This window comes from Sandaracinaceae bacterium (assembly GCA_016706685.1).
GTDB lineage: Bacteria > Myxococcota_A > Polyangia > Polyangiales > Houyiibacteriaceae > JADJJE01.
Map to the genome: position 1 here is coordinate 18,668 of JADJJE010000004.1, position 22,090 is coordinate 40,757.

Below are 22,090 nucleotides of genomic sequence, written 5' to 3' on the forward strand. Positions count from 1 at the left end.
AGAGGGGAAACGCTCTCGGTGGCGTTCTATTCTCCCCAGCATGCCATAGCCCAACGATTCCCGGCCAGTGGGGCCGGCTACTCGTCTTCGGGGGCCTCATCGGCGTGCGGCTCGTCGGGCTCGCGGCCCCGGCGCGTCACGGACACCAGCCGGTCTTCCAGCTCTTCGATGCGGGACTGCAGCCTGCGCACCTCGGTCTGCAGCTGCTGCACGGTGCCCATGGCGCTCTGCACGATGGACTTCACGCGGTCGTCGGCCTTGCGCTGGAACTCGTCCAGCGCCTCCTTGGACCCCGCCATGAGCTTGCGGTCGAAGCGCTCCGCGGGCGGCGGGGGGCTGGTGGCCGGACGGGGCGGCGGCTCGCTGGGCCGGTGAGGCGGGGCCTCGTCGTCGTCACGCCTCACCAGCTTGCCCATGGGGCCGTCCATGAACGTGTTCACGATGCGGTCGCGGCCCTCTTGCACGAAGCTCCGCAGGCTGGTCAGCGTGCGTCGCTCGTCACCGTTGCGCTCCTCCTCGTAGATGATCTGCGCCAGCGTGACCCGCGTGAGGTCTTCCTTCGACTTGTTGTCGATGATCTGGACGTTCTGGCCCACCCGCACGAACTCGGCGATGTCCTGCAGCGTCACGTAGCGGCTCTCGCGCGTGTCGTAGAGCTTGCGATTCGCGTAGCGCTTGATGACGCGCGGGGTGCCGACGGCGATCTCGTTCATACCGGGCATCCTGACTGCACCAAGCTCGTCCTCGACAGGGACGTTCGTTCGAAGGTTCTGAGGGGGGACACGGGGGACCTCGCCTGTGCAAATAGCCCGCAGTGATGCAGTGCGTCAAGCTGGCGCAAAGCGTGGGCGTTCGTCACTCTCTGCATCATGCGCGACTCCGCGGCGCCGGACCAGAGCGACTTCCAGAGCCTCGCGCGTCGCCTGCGCGGTGTAAAGGACGTTGCGTTGCGCGTTGGCGGCCTCCGGGCGGCCCTCATGGAGCTAGATGGCACGGGGCTCCACACGTTCGTAGCGGACGCCTTCTCGGGGGTCGCTCAGGGTGACCCTGCGGCCCATGACGTCCTGGCGGCGCTGGGCCACGCCCTCGAGGCCAGCGAGTGGGACGGGCTGCGGGCCCGGGCGGCGCTCAGCGCACGCCTGCGAGGAGACGGCCTGGTGGCCAGCTACCTCGTGCCTCAGGCCGAGGCCACCCCGGAAGGCGCGCCGCTGAGCGTCCCGGACTTCGGGGCAGGCCGCCCGCTGACGCTGGGCGAGCGCAAGTCGGTGGCGCGGGGGCGCGACCCCAACCTCATCGCGCGCGTGCTGCGGGACCCCGACCCGGCGGTCATCGCCATCTTGCTCGGGAACCCTTCGTTGGTGGAGGCCCACGTGGTGCGGCTGGCGGCACGGCGCCCCGTGAACCCCGCGGTGCTGCGCGAGGTGTTCCGCTCGCTGCGCTGGTCCACCCGGCAGGCCGTGCGCCTGGCCCTGGTTCAGAACCCGTGGTGTCCACTCGAGGTGGGCGTGCGGCTGGTGCCGCTGCTCACGGTGGCAGAGCGGCGCAGCGTGGCCCGCAGCGGCGAGATTCCGGCGCAGGTCCGAAGACTGTGCACCGACCTCTCGCTATCGCTCGCAGGGCCAGCGTGAATCAGGTGCCGCCGGCGCCGCCGCGCTTCAGCTCGCCCAGCACCAGGCGGGCGATGCCCTTCAGTGTGTCGAACACGCCCTCACCGCTGGCCGCACAGGCCTCGTAGTATGGGACGTTGTTGGGGTTGAGCAGCTCTTGCAGCTCTTCCACCGAAGCCACGCTGGGCATGTCGCGCTTGTTGTACTGGATGACGTAGGGCAGCTTGTCCAAGCTGTATCCCTGCTCCGCCAGGTTGGTGCGGAGGTTCTCCATGGACTCGATGTTCGCCTCCATGCGGGCGATCTGCGAGTCCGCCACGAACACGATGCCGTCCACACCCTTGAGGATGAGCTTGCGGCTGGCGTCGTAGAACACCTGTCCGGGGACGGTGTAGAGGTGGAAGCGTGTCTTGAAGCCGCGGATCTCACCCAGACGCGAGCGGGAGGAAGTCGAAGAAGAGCGTGCGTTCCGTCTCGGTGGCGAGGGAGATCATCTTGCCCTTCGCCTCGGGGTTCGTCTTTTGATAGATGTGCTGCAGGTTCGTGGTCTTGCCACAGAGACCCGGCCCGTAGAAGACGATCTTGCAGTTGATCTCGCGGTTGATGTAGTTGATGAACGACACGATCAGCTCCTAATCGTTGAACAGGTTGTCGATGTCGTCATCGGTGATTTCGGCGAAGGGAGTCTCCTGATTGGGGTCCTGCACCTTGTTCAAGAGCGCCTCGAAGATGAGGTTCAGCTGCTCGCTGGCCTTCTTCACGCGCAGCCGCACCAAGCCCAGGCTGGTCTTGTTGTCGAAGATGACCACCAGGATGACCCGGTTCCCGACCAGCTGAATGTGGATGTTGCTCTTCTCGCCCTCGTGGAACTGCGTGCTGAACTCGTTCTCGCGCAGCAGCTTTGCGATGCCACCCGTCGCGGCGATGTTGCCAGCCGTGAGGGACGCGAGGGACGTGGTGTCCAGTTGTTCGGTCTCGCCGGCGTTGGCGATGAGTTGGCCGTTCTTGTCGATGATGAATACGACCTGGGCGTTCGCCTCACGAACCAGACGATCGACGATCGTCTGGATCTGGTTGAACTCCTCCTCGTACATCACCATCTGCGGGTTCGTCATGAACTCCTCCTGGCGATCCGTAGCTCGATATGTGTGCGCTGCATCGGTACTTGCTCCGCCTTCCCGGTTGGACCCCAATGGGGGTGGCTCGCGGGCAGCGCGGAAGCCCAGGTACTACCAGATGCATGCCCAGTCGGTAAAGCCCCAAGCATGCGGAAGGCAAAACGCCCGGCGCCGCGAGCGGGCTGCCCTTGTCACGCGGGAACGGGGTGCGCATGGTGCGCCCTCACCGCGCGAGGAAGCCCCGCTTGCTGTCCACACCTCTCCGAGCTGCCGCCAACGTCCTGAAGGCGCCATTTTACCCTGTCTACGCACTCGCACGTCGCCGCGCCTCCACCGACGGGTGGCTGCATCTCGAGCTGAGGCCGCGACTGACCGAGTTCTCGAGCGCCCTGCCGAGCCTCGCGCGGTTCGTGCCCGAGCTGGCGCAGCGCCAGCCCACCCCCTTGGCTGCGCTCCGACGGCTGGCGATCGCCGCGGCCAAGGACCCGCACGTGCGCGGCGTGCTGGTGGAGCTGCCGCCTCTGCAGGCAGGCTGGTCCCGCGCACGTGGGCTGCGCGACGTCTTCCGCACGCTGCGCGACGGGGGCAAGCAGGTGGTGGTCTACCTCCCACGCGGCGGTGGCAACCTGGAGCTGTACGTCGCGGCCGGGGCGTCCAAGATCCTGCTGGGACCCGAGGCCACCTTCATGGCGCTGGGGCTCTCCATGGAGAGCCGCTACATCAAGTCCATGCTGGGGAAGCTGGGCGTCAGCGTGGAGTCCTTTGCCCGCAAGGAGTTCAAGACCGCCGCCGAGACGGCCACGCGCGACAGCATGAGCGACCCGCAGCGGGAGCAGCTGGGGGCCCTGCTGACGGGGCTGCACGGCGACCTGGTGGATGCCCTTCTGGGGCGCCCGGGGATGACCCCGGAGCGCGTGGCCGCGGTTTTCGAGGCCGGCTTCCTGCGGGGGGAGCGGGCCATCGAGGCGGGCGTCTGCGACGGCGTGGCCTACGAGGACCAGCTCGGTGAGGTGCTGGCCGGGCTCTACCCCGACCACCCTCGTGCACCAGCGCCGAAGACCAAGGGCAAGAAGAAGCGCACGCCCAGCGGACCCAGCGTGGTGCTGCGCGGAGCGGGCGACTTCCTCGACCACGCCGACGCCGAGTTCTTCCTGCCGCTGCGGTCGCGCCCCTACGTGGGCGTGGTGCGCGTGCAGGGCGCCATCCGAGACAACGACGAGGAGCCACGCGGCATCCGGCAGACCTTCTGGGCGCTGCGGGCGGCGCGCGAAGACGACCTCTGCGCGGGCGTCGTGCTCTTGATCAACTCGCCCGGTGGCTCGGCGCTGGCCTCGGATCGCATCCACCGTGAGGTGGTCCGCCTGAAGCAGGAGAAGCCGGTCGTCGCCTACTTCGAAGACGTCGCGGCCAGCGGGGGCTACTACATCGCGGCGCCGGCCGACGCCATCGTGGCACAGCCCGTCACCATCACCGGCAGCATCGGGGTGGTCTCGGCGCGCTTGCTGGCGCGCGACCTGCTGGACAAGGTGGGCGTGCACACCGAGGTGCTGCGCTCGGCGCCCCACGCCGACATGTTCAGCCCCGCGCGCGAGCTGGACGCGCGCGAGCGCGAGATCCTGGACACCGAGCTGGACGCCTTCTACGAGAACTTCGTGCGGCTGGTCGCCGAAGGGCGTCACCAGTCGGTGGACGTCATCGAGCCACTGGCACGCGGACGCGTCTGGTCCGGGCGGCAGGCCGCCGAGCGCGGCTTGGTGGACCGTCTGGGAGGGTTCGAGGTGGCGCTCGAGGAGGTGCGCTCCCGCGCACAGGTGTCGGAGTCCGACCGCGCGCGCCTCGAGCCCGTGGTCCTGCAGATGCGCCCCCTGCTGGTCAATGGCGCCATCCGCCGGCTGATGGTGGATGGCGATGCCACGGCCCAGCTGGGCGCCGATGCCACGCCCGAAGCGATCGACCGGCTGGCGCCCATGCTGCGCGCGCTGCTGGGGCCCCTGGCGCCGGAGCTCGCCGAGCTGTTCGGCTTGGTGGGCGCCAACGAGCGGGTCCTGTACTACGCGTTGGGGCTCCCCGAGATCCGCTGAGCCCCATCACACCAGGTTTCCATTTCGTGCGCGCTCGTCTATCCTCGCGCCTCCGGAGGTCCCTGTCTTCATGCACTCTGCGCCGCGCCTTTCCCAACCCGTCTCGTCCCACAGCACCCTCCCGCGCCTGCGTGGGCTCGCCCTGCTGGTTCCTGCCCTCGCGTTGCTCGCGTGCGGTGGCAACGGCGCCCGCGGCGTCCACCCCGGCACCATGCCCACCGGTGGCTCGTTCCACGGCGCGTGGGTCTCGCCCCAATACGGTGACATGCACCTCTGCGTCACGGGCGAGCACGTCATCGGCACCTACGAAAAGAACGAGCGCTCCGGGCGCATCACGGGCGAGGTGGATGGCGACATCCTGTGGTTCGACTGGGAAGAGTCCCGCACCTACGTGCCCGGCAACCCGGTCAACGTGAGCGGCCGAGGCTACTTCCGCCTCAGCTTGAACGAGGACAACGACAACGTCATCGCCGGTGAGTGGGGCATGGAGGACGACCGCACGGGCGGCGGGCCCTGGACCGCCACCAAGCGCCGCCGTCAGGGGCCCGACACGTGTGATGGCTCCAGCACCGCGGTCACCGGCCGCGAGGTCAGCTGGGACGAAGAGGATGCGGAAGGGGACGCTCCGTCCGAAGAAGACGAAGAGCTCTGAACCTTGGCGCAGGTCAACCCGCTCACCCGAGAGCTGCTCGTCAAGCTGGTCTACTACGGGCCCGGGCTAGGCGGGAAGACCACGTCGCTCCAGCGCATCCACCAGGCCTCGCCGCCTGAGACGCGCGGCCAGATCGTGTCGCTGGCCACGCCCGTGGACCGCACGCTCTACTTCGACTTCCTGCCGCTCCGGGCCGCGAGTGTGCGCGGGCACCACGTGCGCCTGCAGCTCTTCACCGTGCCTGGGCAGGTGTACTTCAACGCCACCCGCAAGCTGGTGCTCACCGGTGCTGATGGCGTGGTGTTCGTGGCGGACTCCCAGCGTGAGCGGCACGACGCCAACCTCGAGAGCCTCGAGAACCTGGCCGCCAACCTCGAGACGCACGGGCGCTCGCTGGGCGAAATCCCGCTGGTGCTCCAGTACAACAAGCGCGACCTCCCCAACATCATGGACATGGAGGAGATGGACGCCTCCCTGAACGAGTTCGGGGCGCCCGCGTTCCCCACCTGTGCTGCCGGCGGGGAGGGCGTGCTCAGCGCGCTGGACGCGTTGGTCCAGGCGGTCATGGACGACCTCGAAGGACGCCAGCTGCTGGGCGCCGAGCCCAAGCCGCGCTCCGACCCGAAGTTCTACCAGGCAGAGGAGATGCTGGAGGACCAGATCGGCCGCGCCAGCGCCGAGGTGTGGCGTGTGGACGACGCGCGCGGCGTGCCCACCGACCTGCCGCCGCGCCCTTCGTTCTCCACGGAGGACGAGCAGCTCGACCACGACGACCTGGTGGACGAAGAGCGGTTCAGCCGGGTGACGTACACACGAGACGCCAAGACCGAGTTTCCGCCGGCGCGCCGGCCGTCGGAGGCGCCGGTGTTGCGGGTGGTGCCCCAGACCAACGCGCTCGCGGGCGGTGGCCCCAGCTGGGCGCCGCTGTTCGGAGGGGAAGCCGCGGGGGTCCGCCTGGTGGAATTGGACTTGGCGGAGGGGCGCATCGGCGAGGCGGTCGCCCGGCTGGACGGGCTGGTGCAGCGCGCGCTGCGTGACGTGGCCGACGCCCTCGAGCTGCCCGAGACCAACCGGCAGGGCGCGCTCGTGGCGTCGTTGATTGGCGTGGACCCGGTGCGCTGGGTCCGCTTCCGCGCGGTCTGTGCCCGGGCCCGAGCCGAAGAGCCCATCCGCAGCAGCGAGGTGCTCTCCGCCCTGGCGCTGCTCATCGAGATCCACGAGCGTCAGACGGCGCTGCGCTCCGAAGCCTGAGCGGCCTCCGCGTCACTGCCCCGGCCAGCTCGCAGCAGGTACGCATAGAGGCCCACGCCCACCACGATGGCCACGGCGAGCTTCACCCAGTAGGGCAACGTGGGCGCGTGGATCTGGCTGATGGTGCCCTCGATGATCCCGGCCAGCACCAGGATGGGCATGCCGCCCACCACCAACAGCACGGCCTTGCGCGCCTCTTGTTGCACGGCACGGCCTCTCCGCCGCCGCCCCGGCAGCAGCATGCCGCGCCCGATCATGAGCCCCGCGCCCCCCGCGATGAAGATCTGCGTCAGCTCCGGGATGCCGTGCGGCAGGATCCACGCCCAGAAGAAGAGGCCCTCGCCCGCCAGGTGGTACTGCATGGCCAGCGCCCCCAGCGGCAGCCCGTTGTAGAACAGCACCAGGGCGGTGCCCACGCCGAAGGTGATGCCCAGCGCGAACACCAGGAAGGTGACCCGGATGTTGTGCGTGAAGAGGAACGCCGAGAACACGGACGCCTCGCCTGCGCTCGCGACCTGGCCCTCGTCGCGCGTGACGCGCTCGTCCGGCGAGAAGGCCTGGTGCTGCTCGGGGATGAGCACGGCGCGCGAGCCGGGGTCTACAGCGATGCCCACGGCGCCCACGCCAGCACCCGCGAAGAGCAGGACCGCCGACAGCGCGATGACCTTCCACTCCGCGCGAAACAGCGCGGGGAACGCGTCCACCAAGAAGCGCCAGATGCGCCGCTGAGCGCGTGGCTGGGTGGCGTAGACGATGGCGTAGGCGCGCGCGACCAGGCCGTTCAGGTAGTCCTCGATGCTGGCGTCCACCCGCTCGGTGCGGGCCAGCAGGAGGTCGCTCGACGCCGCGCGGTAGAGCTTGGCGAAGCGCCGCACGTCGTCGAGGGCCAGGGCGCCGGGGCGTCGCTCCATGTCCAGCACCAGCTGCTCGAGCGCGCGCCAGCTGGGCGTCCGGGTGCTGATGAAGCGGTTGACGTCGAAGCCCTCCATCAGGCTTTCGCTCCGGACAGGACCACCGCCACCAGGTTCAGGACATAGCGCTCGGCCGAGAGCTGGGCGGGGCGCGGCAGCCCCAAGCGGCCTTCGAGGTGGGCTGCCAGCGTCTCGAACAGCTCGTGGCGGACGTGCAGCGGTAGGGCCTCGCGGCGCAGGCTCACGGCGACCATGACATCGCGCTCGGGAGCCGTGACCCGCCGCGCCGCGTGACGGACGTTCGCGTCCGCCAGGAAGGTGTTGTAGCGCAGGGCAGGGGGCACGATGACCGACGGGGCCGGCAGGCTCCGCTCCTGCACCACGATGGTGCCCGCGGCGAGGTCTCCCAGGCGCCGGCTGTGGCGGTCCACCAGGAGGCTCACGCCGCCCACCAAATACGAAAAGGGCAGCAGGTCCACCAGGCGCACCAGGTTGCGGATGACGGCCTGCGGAAAGGTGATGCGCAGCCCGTTCTGCTGCAGCACACGCAGCCCGAGCAGGCGCTTCCCCACGGTCTGGCCGCGCAGGCCCCACTCCAGCAGCGCGCCGTACCACCACAGCACCACGAACGAGGCGACCAGCATGATCACGTTCGCGAGGGCGCTCGAGCCCACCACCGCCGAGCCCAGCGACACCAAGATGGCGCACAAGGTGAGCAGCGTGGCCATGACGACCAGGTCCACCACCCAGGCCGCCGCTCGCGTCGAAGGCCCCGCCAACTCGAAGTGGAAGGTGACGTTCTCGGGCGTGGTGACCGCCAGGGTCTCGTGGATGTCGCGCAGCTCCCGCATCGGCTCGGGCGTCTCCAGGACGCGCCGGCAGCATGCCGTACCTCCCTGGATCAGACAATCGCCGTGTCGAGACCTTTTCCGAACCCAAGGCTCGGAGTATGCTCGTGGTCTACGGATCGGCGTGGGGCCTCTCTGGCCCGCCGCCGTGTCCACACGCGTAGATTGGGAAACTAATGGCGAGCCCTTGTCCGAGGTGCGAATACCAAAACGTCGAAGACGCGAAGTTCTGTCACCAGTGCGGGGCCATGCTGGAGCAGGAGGCCGTCGCCGGGGGCGATCCGCTCATCGGCCGCATCCTGCTGGGGCGGTACCGCGTGACGAAGCTGCTCGGCGAGGGCGGCATGGGCAAGGTCTACCTGGCCGAGCAGAAGATGGGCACCGCCACGCGCAGCGTGGCCATCAAGACGCTGCACACGGAGCTCATCAACGACGCCCAGCTGGTGGCCCGCTTCCACCGTGAGTGCGAGACGGTCATCGACCTGCACCACCCCAACACGGTGCAGTTCTACGACTTCGGCGAGCTCGAGGACAAGACGCTCTTCATCGTCATGGAGTACATCCTCGGCGAAGACCTGGCCCACACGCTGCAGCGTGGCGCCATCGAGGCCGAGCGCGCGGACCGGCTGCTCATCCAGATCTGCGGGTCGCTCTTCGAAGCCCACAACATGGGCATCGTGCACCGTGACCTGAAGCCCGAGAACGTGCTGCTCACGCAGCGCGGTGGCCAGAAGGACTTCGTGAAGGTGCTGGACTTCGGCATCGCCAAGCGCAGCGAAGCCGAGGACGAGTCGCAGGCCAAGCTCACCAAGCAGGGCATGGTGCTGGGCACGCCTCCGTACATGAGCCCCGAGCAGTTCAGCGGGCAGACCCTGGACGCCCGCAGCGACATCTACTCGCTGGGCGTCATGACCTACGAGATGCTCACCGGGCACCTGCCGTTCGAGGCGCGCACCCCGTGGGAGTGGGCCACCAAGCACCTCACGGCGCCGCCCACGCCCCTCGAGACGTACCCGGCCACCGCGCAGCTGCTGCCGCGCAAGAAGCTCGCCATCATGCGCGCGCTCGCCAAAAACCGCGACGATCGCCACGCCACGGTCATGGAGTTCCTGAACGACTTCACGGGCATCCAGGACGCGCAGGCCGCTTGGACCATGGCCACCAACGCGGGCATGGCCTCGGGCAGCAACCCGCCGGCCACCACGCCGCCCATGAACACGGCGCCGCACATGCCGGTGTCGCGCCCGGCCGTGGGCACGCCCCAGCCCATGCACAGCGAGACGGGCGCCCAACCGCAGTACCCCAGCCAGCCCAACAGCATGGGCTACGACGCCACCATGACCGGCGGCATGGGCATGACCAGCGGCGGCTACCAGACCGGCGCCCAGCCTCAGCAGGGCGGGGGCATGGGTAAGTGGCTGGCCATCATCGCGGCGCTCGTCGTCTTCGTGGGTGGCGCCGGCGCGGTGCTGGTGGTGTGGATGCTCTCGCAGTCCACCGACACCACCACCACGGTGGCCACGCCCCAGCCGGTGGCTCCTCCCACCAGCCCGGTGGGCGTGAACCCGGTCCAGCCGCCCGCCCAGCCGTACCAGGTGCCCACGCAGCCCACGCAGGTGCAGCCCACGGTGACCCCGCCGCCGGTCCCCACTCCCACCCCGGAGCTGGCTGCGACGCCCACGCCCACGCCCACGGTGGAGCCCGCGCCCACGCCGGACCCGAACCCCTCGTCCGACATGCGGCCCAACCGCAACGGCAGCGCCAGCGCGGGCACGGGCGATCGTGCCGCAGGCCAGGCCGCCCTCGCGGCGGCCCGCTCGGCGGTCGGCCAGAACGACGTGGAGCGCGCCATCAGCTCGCTTCGCACGGCGCAGCGTGCCTTGGGCAACAGCGACAGCGACGTCGCGTCCGTGCGCGGGCAGCTGGCGCAGCGCGGTGGCACCAAGGTCGGCATCCTCATCCAGATGGGGCGCTGCGACCAAGCCCGCTCGCTCTACCGGTCGCTCAACGGCGTGGGCGCGGGCGGCAGCGCTCGCCAGCACTTCGGTGACTGGTGTCGTCCCTGACACTCCGTTCAGTTGGGGTGTCGAATCGCCTTGCACGCATCGCAGGCGTCTGGGAATACTCGCGCATCGTTTCGATCCAGCACAAGGGATCCAGACCGCTTCATCGGGTGCGCTGCTCAGTTTCTTGACCAGCCACCCCCATCCCCACTACCTGGTGCGAATGGAACCGTGAAGTCTCGTCAGGTCTGACAACCCCGGCCAAGCCCCACGTAGACCACCCCCAGAGGGTCCGCGGGGCCCCACCCGGGGGGAGAGAGTCGTCAATGGCACATCGAATGACGTGGGATGAGATCTGTTCGAACCCCGAGTGTAAAGGGCGCTGGATTGCCCTTCACGGTTGCTCGTACGACGACTCGGGTCGCGCCGCCGAGGGTGACCTCGTGGACATCGACGCCGACCTGGCCGAGCTCTGCAACCGAGTTCGCGACGCCCACCGTAAGAACTGCGCCATTCTCTTCTGCGCGAATTGACGGGCCTTCGGGATGAGCGCCGCTGCGCCGCCCGGGGACCAACCTGACCGAGACCACGCTGTGGTGGTCCCGGCGACAACGCAGCCGGCGGCCGCCTATTCCTCGCCGCCCGAGTCGCCTTCGCCACCGTCGTGGTGGTTGGCAGGGCTGGGGGTGGCGATCGCCCTCTTGCTGCTGCTCGGTGCTTTTCCCACCTGCGTCTTCAAGCTGGCGGTGGGGGCCCCCTGCCCGGGCTGTGGCCTGACCCGCGCCACGCTCGCGCTCCTGCGGCTCGACCTGGCCGAGGTGTGGCGTCTGCACCCGCTGGCTCCCCTGATCAGCCCGCTCTTCGGCTGGCTGCTGCTGCGCCCGTTGGCCGTGCGGATCGGGTGGGTGTCCCCCGAAGCGGGGCTGCTGCGTGGGCGTACGCTCACCATGACCATCGTCGCGGTGGTGCTGGCGATGTGGATTCTGTACGCTGCGCGCCTCGCCGGCGCCCTCGGCGGACACCCCGATCCGGTGTCCTTGGGGGAGGGCTGGCTGACACGCTGGTGGTTCTAGCGTGCACGCTGCGGACAGGCGCGCTATGGACGGCAAAACGTAGAGAGGTCGAACATGTCGGAAAGCTCCGAGTACAGTCCAGGTCTTGCGGGAGTGCCCGCCGCGCGCTCCAAGGTGGGCTACATCGATGGCTCGGTCGGCAAGCTCCAGTACCGGGGCTACCCCATCGAAGTCTTGGCCGAGCGCTGCACCTATGAAGAGGTCGCGTTCCTGCTGGTCAACGGCCACATGCCCACAGTGGCGGAACTGGCCACGTTCTCCGCCGAGCTGGTCGCCGAACGGAGCTTGAAGTTCCGCATCATCGACGTGCTCAAGACGCTGCCGGAGAGCGGGCATCCCATGGACGCGCTCACCGTCGCGGTGGCGATGATGGGCATGTTCTACCCGGGCGACCACGTGGTGGACCTCGAGTTCCGCCGCATCAGCACCATTCGCCTCATCGCCAAGCTGCCCACCGTGGTGGCTGCATGGCACCGCATTCGCCGCGGCGATGACCCCATCAAGCCGCGCCCGGATCTCAGTCACGCCGCGAATTTCCTCTACATGCTCGAGGGCCAGGTGCCCGAAGAGCTGCCGGCCCGCGTCATGGACGTGGCCCTCATCCTGCACGCCGAGCACTCCATGAACGCGTCCACGTTCACGGCGCGCGTGGTGGGCTCCACGCTCACGGATCCATACGCCGTCGTGGCTTCGGCCGTCGGCGCGCTGGCCGGTCGTCTGCACGGCGGGGCCAACGAGCGCGTGCTCGAGGTGCTGCGCACCATCCCGGATCTCACGCCCAACGGCGTGCGCAAGTACGCGGAAGATCGCCTGGCCCGCAAGGACCTGATCATGGGCTTCGGCCACCGCGAGTACAGCGTGAAGGACCCGCGCGCCACCATCCTGCAGGGCCTCGCCACCCGCCTGTTCTCCGAGTACGGCAGCACGCCGATCTACGACGTGGCCGTGGAGCTCGAGAAGCAGATGGCCGACCTGGTGGGCCACAAGGGCGTCTACCCGAACGTCGACTTCTACAGCGGCATCGTCTACGAGAAGCTCGGCATCCCGGTGGACCTCTTCACGCCGGTGTTCGCCATCTCGCGCGTGGCCGGCTGGCTCGCGCACCTGCTCGAGCAGCTCGAGGGCAACCGCATCTACCGCCCTTCGCAGATCTGGGTCGGCGACGTGGACGTGCCCTTCGTCGAGATCGGCAAGCGCTGAGCGCTGCTGAGGCATGACGGCCCCCAGCGCTGCTGCGTCCGCGAGTGCCGCCTTGGCGGCGGCGCTGCTGGCGTGCCCCAGCTGCGGGGGGAAGCTGTCGCCCTTCCTGGGCGAGAGTGAGGCGGCCTGCACGGGCTGCGAGGCCACGTTCCCTGTCTTCGCGGATGTCCCCGTGCTGATGGTGGACCCCGTGGCCTACGTGGCCGAGCACCGCACGGCCATCCTCAGCGCCCTCGCCGAGCTGGCCGAGTGCACGCCCACGGAGCTGGCCACCGTGGAGCGCTGGGCACGTCGGCGTGGGGCCACCACCCAGCGCCTCTTCGACGACGACTTCACACGTCCCGAGGAGCACGGGTCCACGCCGAGCTTGGCCACCACGGACGAGGGCTTCCTCGCGTTCGCGCATGCAGCGGCGCAGAACACCCCGCTGGGTCGGCTGCTGCGTCTGCACGGGCGGCCGCTGGGCCGCACGGTGGAGGTGGGCTGCGGCGCTGGCAGCGAGAGCGCCACGCTCGCGGCGAAGGCCGACGGTCTCCTGCTCACGGACCTCTCGCTCCGCGCCGTGTTGCTGGCTCGTGACCGCGCGTCCGACGTGGGAAAGCCCTTGGTGGGGGCGGTCATGGACGCCGAGAATCTGGCGCTGCGCGAGGCTGCCTGCGAGTCCATCGTGGCGCTCCACGTGGTGGACGTGCTGGCCGACCCGTTCAGCTTCCTCGAGGCGGCCAGCGCGGCGCTCGTTCGCCGTGGGACGCTGCTGCTGAGCACGCCAAACCCGGCCCTCGCGCTGCCGGACGGGCCGGCCGAGCTGCTGGACGAGGTGGCCACGGGGGCGGGCCTCGAGGTGACGGGCCGCGCCGATGGAGTCCCTTGGCTGCGCGTGCACAGTGAGCGCGAGGTGCAGGTCTTCTTCGTGAGGCTGCTCGTCCTCCTGCGCGGCGCGTGAAGCCCGCAGCGCGCAGCTGTCGCCGAATGGTGACTTGGCCGCTATCCTCCGCAGCGTGACCCCTGTGCCATCGTCTTTGGTCGCGGCCGTCCTCGTGAGCGCGGCGGCCGGCAAGAACCCCTGGGTGCCCTTCGGCCTGCTGGCCCTGGTCGCCGCACCCGCCAGCATCCCGGAGTGGCTGCTGGACCCAACCGTCCATGCGCGCCTCCACAGCATCGCGCCCGCGCCAGCCCTCTGGACGTTCGGGGCGGTCATGGTGGTGCTCGCGCTGCTCGAGTCGTTCGGCGACAAGCTGCCCGGTGTGGAGGCGTGGCTCGTGCCGCTGTCGACCGCGTGGAGGCCCTTCGCAGCCATGACCCTCGCCACGTTGGTCGCCTGGGCGGGGCTCGATGTGCCGCAGGCGGCGCTCCCGCAATACACCCAGATCGGCACGGAGCCAGTGGCCAGCGCGCAGGTGCTGGCGCTCGGGCAGCTGGGCTGGGCGGGCCTCACCGTGCTGCTCGGCACGTTCGCGGGATACCTGGCCAGCGTGGGGAAGGTGGGCGGCAGGCTGCTCCTGAGCCTGGTGCCGGTGCCGGGCCTCAAGCTGGCCCACAGCTTCGCCGACGACGCGTTCGCGCTCATCGCCAGCGCGCTCGGGCTCATGCTCGCGGACAGCAAGATCGTGCTGGCGCTGGTGGTCCTGTACCTGGTGGTGGGCCTGTTCACCGGGCCGTGGCTGGCGCGGCTGGCCAGCATCTACGTGCGCGTGCTGCTCAGCTTGCTGCGGCGCGCCAACCCCGAGCGCGCGGCCCTCGTGCTGCCCGCCTGGGCAAGCGCGCAGGCTCGAGAGATCGGCGCCGACCCCGACCGCCACGCGCTGAGGGTCTACACGTTCCTCGCGCGGCACGTGGGCCGAGCACGACACGGCTACCTGCTGTTCGGCGAGAACGAGGTGCGCTTCGTGTCGAAGACGCTCTTCGGCGTCCGGTCCCTGCGTGTCCCCGAGGCCGAGATCGCGCGCATCGGCTTGGCGGAGACGGCAACGGTGCGCGCCGTGACCTTGGTGGGGCGCACGCCGACCGAGCGCTGGGAGAGCCGCTTCTATCTCTTCCCGGCCCACCCGGACGAGGTCGACGCCAGCCTGGTGGCGGGCGCGCGCCATGCCCAGCTGGTGGCGGTCTCGGCCGACTCGGAGTCGGCGCGCACCGCGCTGCCGGGCCACGGGCGCAACGATGACCGCTATCGCCCTGCGGCGGTGGCCGGCGACCTACGCATGCAGGCCCTGACCAGCATCATCTCGGCCAGCGTGGTGGGGGTGCTCACCATGGGCGTCTACATCCCCATCGGTGCGGGCTACGTGTTCTCGCCGTTCCCACGGCGCTTCGTGATCTCCACGCTGCTCTCCATCTACTTGGCGCTCTCCGCGGTGGGCACGGCCTTCACGGCGCTGCCCGTCACCATCGCGTACGGCGTCATCCTCAACATCGTGGCGCTGCGCGACCTCACGCGGCACGCCGTGCAGGCGCGTGTGGATGGCTACGTGGACAAGGCCACGTTCCTGCCGCTGCCCGATCATCGCGTGTGGGTGCCGCGCGACGCCGTCGTCCATGCCGCGGACACCCAGCTCCACGACATGCAGTTGGTGGACGGGCCTTGGCGTCTGGTGGTGGAGGCGCTGGGCGCGAGCGTTGACGCGCCGCGCGCCATCTGACACCACGCGGGCATGAGCCACAAGGTCACCATGCACGGCGCCGCAGGGCGTATGGGCCGCGCCATCATCGGCATCCTCGACCAAGCGTCGGACGCCACGCTCCACGCGGCGGTCGAGCACGCGGGCGCCAGCTGCCTCGGCAGCGACCCGCACGTGCTGGCCGGGAAGGCGCCGCGCGGGCTCGCCATCGGCGCCGATTTGCTGGCCGGGCTCATGGGCGCCGACGTGGTCATCGACTTCAGTCTGCCGGCCGCCACCGAGGCGGTCATCGCCGCGTGTCGCGCGGCCCGCGTGCCGTTGGTCATGGGCACCACCGGGCTGAGTCCCGCGCAGCGGGCTTCGCTCGGGGTGCTCGCGCAGGAGCTGCCCGTGGTCTTTGCGCCCAACTATAGCCAAGGGGTCACGGCGCTCTTCCACCTGGCCAAGCGCGCCACCGAGCTGTTGGGGCCCGACTTCCAGGCGGAGATCACCGAGACCCATCACCGCCACAAGATCGACTCACCGTCGGGCACGGCCATGCGGCTGGCGGAAGTAGTGGCCGAGGCCAAGGGCGTGGCGCTGGGTGAGGCCGGCGTCTACGGGCGCGAGGGGCAGGTGGGCGCGCGCACGCGCGACGAGATCGGCGTGTTGGCGCTGCGCGGCGGCGACGTGGTGGGCGAGCACACGCTGTTCCTCTTCGGCGAGGGCGAGCGCATCGAGATCACCCACCGGGCCACCGACCGCACCATCTTCGCGCGCGGGGCCGTGCGCGCCGCGAACTGGGTGGTCACGCAGCCTCCGGGCCTGTACGACATGTTCGACGTGATGGGCGCCGCGCGCTGACGCGAGGGACTACGCCGTGGTGCGGTGCGGCAGCCCCGGGGCGCCCGCGTGAATCCAGTTGAGAACGGCCGTGGCCGAGGCACGCGACGCGTCGCGCTGGTAGCGCTGCCAGTCGGTCTCCGCGTGCTCGCCCAGCACGTGTGAGATGCCCAGCGCCACGCCGAAGGGTACGTCCATCAGCTGGCACGCCTGCGCCACGGCGAACGCCTCGAGCGACTCTGCCACACAGCCGAGCCGGGCCGGGACGGCGGTGGCGAAGCCCGTGTCGCGCGTGTCGGCCAGCGGCGACGCGATCTTCACGCGGTGAGTGCGCCCGCGCTGGTCCCCCAGCAGCCCGGCGGTCATGGCCGACGGCGCGCTCAGCTGCGTCTGCATCGGGGTGGGATAGGCCGCGTGGCCACCGAGCGCCGCGTGGTCCAGCAGCTTGAGCTCCTCGGCCACCACCACGTCGAGCGGCTGAAAGCCGGGCACGCCGGGGTAGATGCCGGTCGTGCCCACGAGCACCACGGCGCGGGGGGCGAGCTGCACCAGCCGCTTGGCCGTCCAGGCGCCGGCCACCCCCATGCCCACGCCACAGACTTTCGCGCTGACGTTCAGGCCGAACGCGGAACCATGGAGTGCCTGCCCGAGGTGGTCGCGGAGACCGATCAGCGCGGGCGGGTGGGCGCCGATCACCAGGACATCAACCATGCTCATCCGATCCTCCGGTGACCGTGTACGCCGTGCAAACGCGTGGTGTCCACACGAATGGAGAGCAGCAGCGTGAAGAGCCGGCGGGCCGTGTCGTGGTCCACGCCCATGGGCCGCAGCTCGCGCTTGAGCACGCGGGCGAGCTTGTCATGGGTGGCCTTCTTCGCCATGTCCAGGGCTTCGAGGCGCTCGACGCCGCCCCCCTCCTGATCGAGGCCCGCGATCTGACGCACGATGTCCACGTACTCACGGATACCGTCGCGCAGCGCGTGGTGAGCCACCCCGACGCTGGCCAGGGTGTCGCCCTGTGCGTCCTTCAAGGTCAGCTGGAACTCCTGCTCCGTGTGCTGGATGCAGAGCACGTCGGCGCCGGCCGCCAGAACGGCGTGCCCGGGCTCCAGGAGCTCCGCGATGTTGGCTTCCCACTCGATCTGTCGGCCCTCGTCAGCGGACCGGAAGGTGGCGTCGTCGATCTCGATGTCACGCAAGGACATGTTCGGAGGCTAGCAGTCTTCACCGCTTCGCTGTTCGATTACACGTGGGGGTTTTCGCCTATTTGCCTCTGGAAAGAGAAGCCGAAACCGGCGATACTCCCGATGTTCTCCGCACGGTGAACAATCCCCCGTAGCTGGCGTCCGAGCGCCAGCGCCCCGGCCGTCGCCGGGCACACGGAACTTGAGGAGCACGCTGGTATGGCGCGACGCGATGGAACGCGACGACTAAGGGGCATGTGGAGCGCACTGTGTTGCGCGATCGTGCTCGTGACGGCTGTCGCAGGCGCGCAAACCGACCGGACGCAGTACTTCGTCGACCTGCTGTCGTCGTCCACCTCGTTCAGCGTGCGCGCTCAGGCTGCCCTGGCGCTCGGGCGTGTCCCGCAGAGTGCCCAGGTTCGCACCGCGCTCACGGCGGCCCTGCGAGACAACGAGCCCGCCGTGCGCGCCGCCGCGGCCTCTGCGATGGAGCGGCAGGCGGACGCTCAGCTGCTGGCCCCCCTCCGCGCCGCCGTCGCCAGCGAGCGTGACAGCACCGTGCTCGACGCCGAGCGGCGCGCCATCACCGCGCTCGAGGCGGTGGCAACGGCCGGCACCCCGCGCGGCGCCACCCGGGGCACCACCACCACCGCGGCTGCCGCCTCCTCGTCCACCGCGGCCGTCTCGGGCAGCGTTCGACCAGTGCCCACCGGCACACCCCGGTACTACGTGGGTATCGGCACTCCGGGCGACAACTCGTCCTCGCTGAGCGCCACCCAGCTTGCGGAGCTCCAGAGCTTCCTGGCCAGCCAGGTGGGCGGCGTAGAGGGCGTGGTGCTGGCGCCCAACGGCGAGGCCAGCGCGGCTACCACCCGTGCCCTGCGCTCCAATCAGCTCATCGGGTACTTCATCGACGCGTCCGTGGTGAGCGTGGAGCAGACACCCACCGGAACGTCCGCGCGCGTGTCCATCATCCTCGCTACCTATCCGGGGCGTGACATGCGCGCCATGCTCAGCGGCTCGGCTCGGGTGCCCAACTCCACGGGTCCAGATGCCGTGCGCCGGGCGGTGCAGGGGGCGGTGCAGGGGTCTCTCCGGCGGCTCCCGCAGGCCATGGAAGCGAGCGGCGCGCGTGCATCGCGGTGAACAGGCCGAGAAGTTGAGCACCCGCCACGTGCGGCATACGATCCCTGGGCGCCGCCTCGACCCAACGGGTGTGGCTCGATGGATGAACACGATATGACCTCCCCGGCATCAACGGCACCGAGCCCGCCCAGCGGCGGAAAACCCAAGCGGCACCTGCGGAACTACCTGCTCGATCCGCGCTTCCAGCTCAAGTACACGGGCATGGTCGTGCTGGTGACGGTCATCGTGGCGTCCGTGCTGGGGTCGTTCGCGTACCGCTCGTCCAAGGCCCAGACCGAGAGCATGACCATCCAGATGGCCATGATGGACATCGACGGGTCGCTCCAGTCCAACCTCGTCGAGATGGCGGCCGATCGCGACCGCGAGGTCCTGATGAGCATCGTGGGGGGCATCGTGCTCATGGGCCTCGTGCTGGGGCTCACGGGCATCATCGTCACGCACCGCCTGGTCGGGCCGGCCTACAAGTTGCGCAAGCTCATTCACGAGGTAGCCAGCGGCAAGCTCAAGATCATGGGCAAGCTGCGCAAGGGCGACGAACTCCAAGAGGTGTTCGAGGCCTTCGCCGAGATGATCAACGCGCTGCGCTCGGCACAAGCGAAGGAGATCGCGGAGCTGGATGCGGCCATCGCGCACGCACGTGAGGCGGGCGTCGCCCCCGAGCAGCTGGAGGCCATCAAGGGCGTGCGAGATCGCATGCAGTCCGCAATCGAGTGAGCGCGGGGCCGAAGAGGCCCCATGACGATTGCACGACAGGAGATGGCGCGGCGCGCAGAGCAGCACGTCGCACGGCACTTGGAGGGTCAGGGCTTCCGCATCGTGGGGATGAACGTGCGGGCAGGGCGCCTGGAGCTCGATGTGGTGGCGGAGCGAGCTGGCCTGCTGGTGGTCTGCGAGGTGCGCGCCCGCACGAGCGATCGCTTTGGTTCGCCGGGCGAGACGATCTCGCACGTCAAGATCGCCCGCGTGCGCGAGGCGACGCGCGCGTGGATGCGCAAGGAAGGGCGCTCCGGACAGGCGGTGCGGCTCGATGCTGCCGCGCTCACGTTCGACGGCCCAGGCGGCGCGCCGCGCATGGAGTACTACGAGGCCGCGCTCTGACCGGCCGAGGAACCCAAGAAAAAAGGCGCCACCCGTTGGGGTGACGCCGTCTTCGGGGACCGCGCGAGGCGCTCAGGTGGGCGGAACGTCTTCGACGCGGACGCAGTAGCCACCCTGGATGCCCGAGCCGCCCTGCTCGAGGATGGTCTCGCACTCGAAGCCGCTGGGGCAGTTGCAGGTGGGCGTGTTGGAGTCGGCCGGTGCGTCGCAGCGGCAGGTGCAGTACACGTTCTCTTGGTTCTCGATGGAGTCGTCCGGGAGACCGGCGATCTCGTACACCATGCACACGCGCGTGCGGCACTGAACCGAGCTGGTCTCGAGGTAGACCTCCTGCCGGTCGAACCCGCCGCCGGGGACGTTCTCGGGGTCGCACGGGTCACCCACACCGGTGCCGGGCTTGCAGCCCACCGCCGTGAACGCGAGGACGGTCAGCGCGGCTGCCCAGAGAAGCTTGGAGGAACGGGGAAGAAGCTGAGACATCGATGCTCCGGATTGAAAGCAGGTCACCGCGAGACCCAAAGGTCGGCGCGTTTGGGTGTCTGGGTCAGGGATTGCTCTCGCCAAGACGCTGCGACGAACGGGGCGCCTTGCGAGACCGAAGCTACTCAATCCCATGCTCGCGAGTCAAGCTGCACGAACGACAATCGGGGCGAGGGCCGAACGGTGAGGGATCCCTCGAAGGATACGCTTGACATTCGCAGCCAGGTCTTCTTATGATGGTCGCGATTTAGGTCCAACTCGCCGTTTTTGTTGAAGTTTTGGGGAAGCCGCTGCTTCCCCGCGCGCAGGAAAGGTTGGTCCGCCTTGAGGAGCGACACGATGACTCGTTGCAGTCTACTGGGAACCTGGATGTTGATGACCGCGATGCTGACGGCGGGGACATCGTCTTCCGCCTCCGCACAAGACATGGAATTCGGAGAGGAAGAGGTCGCTGTCGTACCGCAGGCTCCCGCCGAGGGGCCTCCCTCGCCCGAGCTCACCGAGGCCCTGCGCCTCTATGCGGCCAACGAGTACGCCCCCGCCGCCATCATCTTCCAGCGCATCATCGATGGTGAGACCACCGACGGCGCCGGCAACGTGCACAAGGCGCAGTTCTTCCTGGGCAAGTGCTTCTACCACCTGCGCTTCTATCAGTCGGCGCTGGTGATCTTCGACGAGATCGGCGCGCTCGGCGAGGGCCACCTGTTCTTCGCGGAGACGCTGCAGTGGCTGGTCCAGCTCGCGTCGCAGCTGCCCGAGCCCGCCGGCATCATCGAGAAGATCGGCCGCTACGGTGTGGCCTCGCTCGAGGCGTTCAACACGCCGGCGTCGGTCGAGCTGTACAACCAGCTCCTCTACCTGATGGGCCGCTACCTCTACCAGGACGGCGACTTCGAGCAGGCCGCCGAGCTCTTCGGGCGCGTGGCGCCCAGCTCCGTGTACTTCGTCGATGCGAAGTTCTTCCAGGGCATCACCAACGTGCGCCTGCGCCGCGCGCGTCCGGCCATTCGCGCCCTGCGCGCCATTCTCGAGGGGCTCGACGCCGGCACCGTCCAGACCGACGACCCCGACCGCGTTCGCAACCTCGCCTGGATCTCGCTGGCCCGCGTCTACTACACCGCCGCCAATCGCGTGGACCAGGCCACGGGCGACCGCGAAGTGGACGGCACGCTGCTCGGTCAGGCCGTCGAGAGCTGGAACCAGGTGGAGGTCTCGAGCGAGTACTGGCTGGACGCCATGTTCGAGTCCAGCTGGGCCTTCTTCCTCGCCGACCAGTTCTCGCGCGCGCTCGGCAACGTGCACAGCCTCGAGTCCCCGTACTTCCCGCAGGCGTACTACCCGGAGGCGCTCGTCATCAAGGCCGTGACCTTCTTCGTCAACTGCCAGGTCGACAACGCCGAGGCCACCATCCGTGAGTTCCACGAGCGTTATGATCCCGTTCGCGACGAGCTCGAGGCCACCCTCCAGAACTTCCAGGACAACACGGCTTTCTTCGAGTTCTTGCAGCGCGTCCGCGCTGGCGAGGCTGACCTTTCGCCGCGCATCCGCGCTCTCGTGTCCTCCGCCATGTCCGACCGCACCCTGCTCCAGAACGTCGAGTACGTGCGCGTGCTGGATGCCGAAGAGGTCCGCCTCGGCGAAATGACCGAGGCCTTCCAGAACTCGGGCGCCGGCAGCCGCGTGCTCCAGGACGTGGCGCTCGCCAAGTCCTTTGCCGTGGACCAGACGGGTGACCTCGCCCGTGGTCGCTACAACCGCCTCATCGACGAGCTGATGGACCTGAGCAACCAGGTCGACACCGTCGAGGTCGAGATCGTGTCCTTCCGGCGCGACGAGCTGGACCAAGAGACCCAGGACCAGTTCACGGCCATCGCCGGCGCTGCGCAGGGTGATGTCGTGGTGGATGAAGAGCACCAAATGTGGCCGTTCGATGGTGAGTACTGGCGCGATGAGCTGGGCTTCTACCGTCAGCAGGTCACCAACCAGTGCGGTAGGTGAGCG

Annotated in this window: 21 protein-coding genes and 2 pseudogenes; 15 read left to right on the forward strand and 8 right to left on the reverse strand. The window is 69.2% G+C overall.

Features of this window, described 5'->3' with window-relative positions:
* Positions 1 to 77 precede the first annotated feature (77 nt).
* Positions 78 to 713 carry a polyhydroxyalkanoate synthesis regulator DNA-binding domain-containing protein gene (locus IPI43_07950; GenBank protein ID MBK7774062.1) on the reverse strand — a complete coding sequence of 212 codons (636 nt, stop codon included), beginning with the start codon at positions 711 to 713 and terminating at the stop codon, positions 78 to 80.
* 156 nt (positions 714 to 869) lie between these two features.
* On the opposite strand from IPI43_07950, the gene IPI43_07955 reads away from it, so the two are divergent.
* Positions 870 to 1,628 carry a hypothetical protein gene (locus IPI43_07955; protein MBK7774063.1) on the forward strand — a complete coding sequence of 253 codons (759 nt, stop codon included), beginning with the start codon at positions 870 to 872 and terminating at the stop codon, positions 1,626 to 1,628.
* 1 nt (position 1,629) lies between these two features.
* Here IPI43_07955 and IPI43_07960 read toward each other — a convergent pair.
* Together IPI43_07960 and IPI43_07965 are read right to left on the reverse strand one after the other, a co-directional pair.
* Positions 1,630 to 2,230: pseudogene (locus IPI43_07960) on the reverse strand (GTPase domain-containing protein).
* Between the two features lie 9 nt (positions 2,231 to 2,239).
* Positions 2,240 to 2,722 carry a roadblock/LC7 domain-containing protein gene (locus IPI43_07965; GenBank protein ID MBK7774064.1) on the reverse strand — a complete coding sequence of 161 codons (483 nt, stop codon included), beginning with the start codon at positions 2,720 to 2,722 and terminating at the stop codon, positions 2,240 to 2,242.
* A gap of 248 nt (positions 2,723 to 2,970) precedes the next feature.
* On the opposite strand from IPI43_07965, the gene sppA reads away from it, so the two are divergent.
* From sppA to IPI43_07980, 3 genes are all read left to right on the forward strand, one after another.
* Complete coding sequence (sppA, locus tag IPI43_07970; GenBank protein ID MBK7774065.1) at positions 2,971 to 4,806, forward strand: signal peptide peptidase SppA; 1,836 nt, start codon at positions 2,971 to 2,973, stop codon at positions 4,804 to 4,806.
* 70 nt (positions 4,807 to 4,876) lie between these two features.
* Complete coding sequence (locus tag IPI43_07975) at positions 4,877 to 5,458, forward strand: hypothetical protein (protein ID MBK7774066.1); 582 nt, start codon at positions 4,877 to 4,879, stop codon at positions 5,456 to 5,458.
* A 3-nt stretch (positions 5,459 to 5,461) separates the two neighbouring features.
* Positions 5,462 to 6,709, forward strand: a complete 1,248-nt coding sequence (locus IPI43_07980; protein MBK7774067.1) for a GTPase — start codon at positions 5,462 to 5,464, stop codon at positions 6,707 to 6,709.
* Here IPI43_07980 and IPI43_07985 read toward each other — a convergent pair.
* Together IPI43_07985 and IPI43_07990 are read right to left on the reverse strand one after the other, a co-directional pair.
* Positions 6,682 to 7,698, reverse strand: a complete 1,017-nt coding sequence (locus IPI43_07985; GenBank protein ID MBK7774068.1) for a stage II sporulation protein M — start codon at positions 7,696 to 7,698, stop codon at positions 6,682 to 6,684. The genes IPI43_07980 and IPI43_07985 overlap by 28 nt on opposite strands.
* The gene (locus IPI43_07990; GenBank protein MBK7774069.1) at positions 7,698 to 8,471 is read right to left on the reverse strand and encodes an RDD family protein; all 774 of its coding nucleotides are present in this window, start codon (positions 8,469 to 8,471) and stop codon (positions 7,698 to 7,700) included. Before IPI43_07990 ends, IPI43_07985 begins: the two co-directional genes overlap by 1 nt.
* A 173-nt stretch (positions 8,472 to 8,644) precedes the next feature.
* Here IPI43_07990 and IPI43_07995 point away from each other — a divergent pair.
* The 7 genes and pseudogenes from IPI43_07995 to IPI43_08025 all read left to right on the forward strand — a co-directional run bounded on the left by IPI43_07995 (position 8,645) and on the right by IPI43_08025 (position 16,202).
* A pseudogene (locus IPI43_07995) lies at positions 8,645 to 9,556 on the forward strand (protein kinase).
* A 1,241-nt stretch (positions 9,557 to 10,797) separates the two neighbouring features.
* Complete coding sequence (locus tag IPI43_08000; protein MBK7774070.1) at positions 10,798 to 11,004, forward strand: hypothetical protein; 207 nt, start codon at positions 10,798 to 10,800, stop codon at positions 11,002 to 11,004.
* A 153-nt stretch (positions 11,005 to 11,157) separates the two neighbouring features.
* Complete coding sequence (locus IPI43_08005; GenBank protein ID MBK7774071.1) at positions 11,158 to 11,544, forward strand: DUF2752 domain-containing protein; 387 nt, start codon at positions 11,158 to 11,160, stop codon at positions 11,542 to 11,544.
* A gap of 54 nt (positions 11,545 to 11,598) precedes the next feature.
* Positions 11,599 to 12,744 carry a citrate synthase gene (locus tag IPI43_08010; GenBank protein MBK7774072.1) on the forward strand — a complete coding sequence of 382 codons (1,146 nt, stop codon included), beginning with the start codon at positions 11,599 to 11,601 and terminating at the stop codon, positions 12,742 to 12,744.
* A gap of 13 nt (positions 12,745 to 12,757) precedes the next feature.
* A complete protein-coding gene (locus IPI43_08015; protein ID MBK7774073.1) occupies positions 12,758 to 13,687 on the forward strand; it encodes a methyltransferase domain-containing protein in 930 nt (309 codons plus the stop codon).
* Positions 13,688 to 13,742: 55 nt separating this feature from the next.
* Positions 13,743 to 15,380, forward strand: coding sequence for a hypothetical protein (locus tag IPI43_08020; GenBank protein ID MBK7774074.1), 1,638 nt, complete (start codon positions 13,743 to 13,745; stop codon positions 15,378 to 15,380).
* A gap of 12 nt (positions 15,381 to 15,392) precedes the next feature.
* A complete protein-coding gene (locus tag IPI43_08025; GenBank protein ID MBK7774075.1) occupies positions 15,393 to 16,202 on the forward strand; it encodes a 4-hydroxy-tetrahydrodipicolinate reductase in 810 nt (269 codons plus the stop codon).
* Positions 16,203 to 16,211: 9 nt separating this feature from the next.
* Here IPI43_08025 and IPI43_08030 read toward each other — a convergent pair whose 3' ends face one another.
* Positions 16,212 to 16,898: a hypothetical protein gene (locus tag IPI43_08030; GenBank protein ID MBK7774076.1), complete on the reverse strand. Its 687-nt coding sequence runs from the start codon at positions 16,896 to 16,898 to the stop codon at positions 16,212 to 16,214.
* Positions 16,895 to 17,386: a UPF0262 family protein gene (locus tag IPI43_08035; GenBank protein ID MBK7774077.1), complete on the reverse strand. Its 492-nt coding sequence runs from the start codon at positions 17,384 to 17,386 to the stop codon at positions 16,895 to 16,897. Before IPI43_08035 ends, IPI43_08030 begins: the two co-directional genes overlap by 4 nt.
* Before the next feature lie 267 nt (positions 17,387 to 17,653).
* On the opposite strand from IPI43_08035, the gene IPI43_08040 reads away from it, so the two are divergent.
* From IPI43_08040 to IPI43_08050, 3 genes are all read left to right on the forward strand, one after another.
* Entirely contained in the window at positions 17,654 to 18,511 is an 858-nt protein-coding gene (locus IPI43_08040) for a HEAT repeat domain-containing protein (GenBank protein ID MBK7774078.1), read from the forward strand.
* A 93-nt stretch (positions 18,512 to 18,604) separates the two neighbouring features.
* Complete coding sequence (locus IPI43_08045; GenBank protein MBK7774079.1) at positions 18,605 to 19,225, forward strand: hypothetical protein; 621 nt, start codon at positions 18,605 to 18,607, stop codon at positions 19,223 to 19,225.
* A gap of 21 nt (positions 19,226 to 19,246) precedes the next feature.
* Positions 19,247 to 19,609: a YraN family protein gene (locus IPI43_08050; protein MBK7774080.1), complete on the forward strand. Its 363-nt coding sequence runs from the start codon at positions 19,247 to 19,249 to the stop codon at positions 19,607 to 19,609.
* Positions 19,610 to 19,681: 72 nt separating this feature from the next.
* Here the strand turns inward: IPI43_08050 and IPI43_08055 are convergent, their stop codons facing one another.
* Positions 19,682 to 20,089 carry a hypothetical protein gene (locus IPI43_08055; protein MBK7774081.1) on the reverse strand — a complete coding sequence of 136 codons (408 nt, stop codon included), beginning with the start codon at positions 20,087 to 20,089 and terminating at the stop codon, positions 19,682 to 19,684.
* A gap of 426 nt (positions 20,090 to 20,515) precedes the next feature.
* Here IPI43_08055 and IPI43_08060 point away from each other — a divergent pair, with 426 nt between their 5' ends.
* The gene (locus IPI43_08060; GenBank protein MBK7774082.1) at positions 20,516 to 22,087 is read left to right on the forward strand and encodes a hypothetical protein; all 1,572 of its coding nucleotides are present in this window, start codon (positions 20,516 to 20,518) and stop codon (positions 22,085 to 22,087) included.
* Positions 22,088 to 22,090 lie beyond the last annotated feature (3 nt).